Genomic DNA, 1,137 nt, shown 5'->3' with positions numbered 1-1,137 from the left:
CGAATTTAAAAGCTGGTGAAGATCTGGATCACTCACATACATACCAGTACTAAACTGAATGTCAGAATCTCTTAGTATGGTATAGCCATCGAGCTTATTTAGTGCAACATATTCAGAAAGAACATCCTCACGGATGTATGCTTTACTAATAGCACCATATTTTAACGATTTTAAGAGATCATCAATATCTGTATATACAATTGACATATCGCCAAAGTGTTGATTTTTCATATCCTTGTTGTATAAGCCATTTGCAAATAACACACCTGCGAAATAAATATTTTCATTATATATATTTTCATCTCTCTGGCTGACAAGTGCTTTATATTTTAAATTCATGTACGGGATGGTTTCATTATAACCATTGTGTTTTTTGTCCGAAGCGATTGACAAGGGATAAATATCAAATCGGCTAGATGCGTCATTTCTATTAGATACAAGAGTAAAAGATATACCTGTCCTCGATTCAATCAAATCAAATAAATCAGGTATATAACCTACATTTTCCCCATCAGAATTCAAGAATGAAAATGGATATGCTTCATCACTTATATAATAAGTAAACACTTTATCACTAGAAAACTTATCTTCTAATGACATGATTGCATTATCAAGCCTGTGTAATTCGTCAAATCTTTCTTGTGAATCATGGGTGTTATTATCGACGTTTGCTGATTGGATAATAGCTTGATTAATTTCAGAAAGTAAGCGAGGATTTTTCTTACTCACCATTATACTTACATACTCATCTTCTACCCACTTGGGTAGAACAACTTTACCTTCTACACTGCTTGACTCTATAAACTGTGCAATGGAGACATAACTACTCAATAAAATATCAGCACGTTTATTAACCACTGATAGAAACATCTCTGTATAGTTTTCAACTTCAAGAATGTTTCTTATACCATTAGTTTCTAGCTGACTACAAAATACTGACGACTTAATACAAGCCCACCGATATGACTTTAAACTGTTTTGATTTATGTCGATATAATTGGCGTGCCATGCAACAACCTTACTTTCTGTGGTATGCATAGAAAAATCGAATATACTTTCTCGATTTCTATTTCGACTAAAACCAATTGCTAGATCAATAGTCCCTGTATCTACGGCATAAAGTAGTGTGTCAATGCT

The 1,137-nt window shown here is 33.2% G+C and carries 1 protein-coding gene; it reads right to left on the bottom strand.

Annotated elements, in window-relative coordinates; genetic code table 11:
• Positions 1–1,134, bottom strand: a 1,134-nt coding sequence (locus M901_RS03745; RefSeq protein WP_255345200.1) for a transporter substrate-binding domain-containing protein, incomplete at its 3' end; no start/stop codon positions are given.
• Positions 1,135–1,137: the final 3 nt, after the last annotated feature.

This window comes from Bacteriovorax sp. DB6_IX, assembly GCF_000447775.1.
GTDB lineage: Bacteria > Bdellovibrionota > Bacteriovoracia > Bacteriovoracales > Bacteriovoracaceae > Halobacteriovorax_A.
The sequence above is the reverse complement of the archived record's forward strand: the minus strand, read 5'-3'. Positions and strand labels throughout refer to the sequence as shown.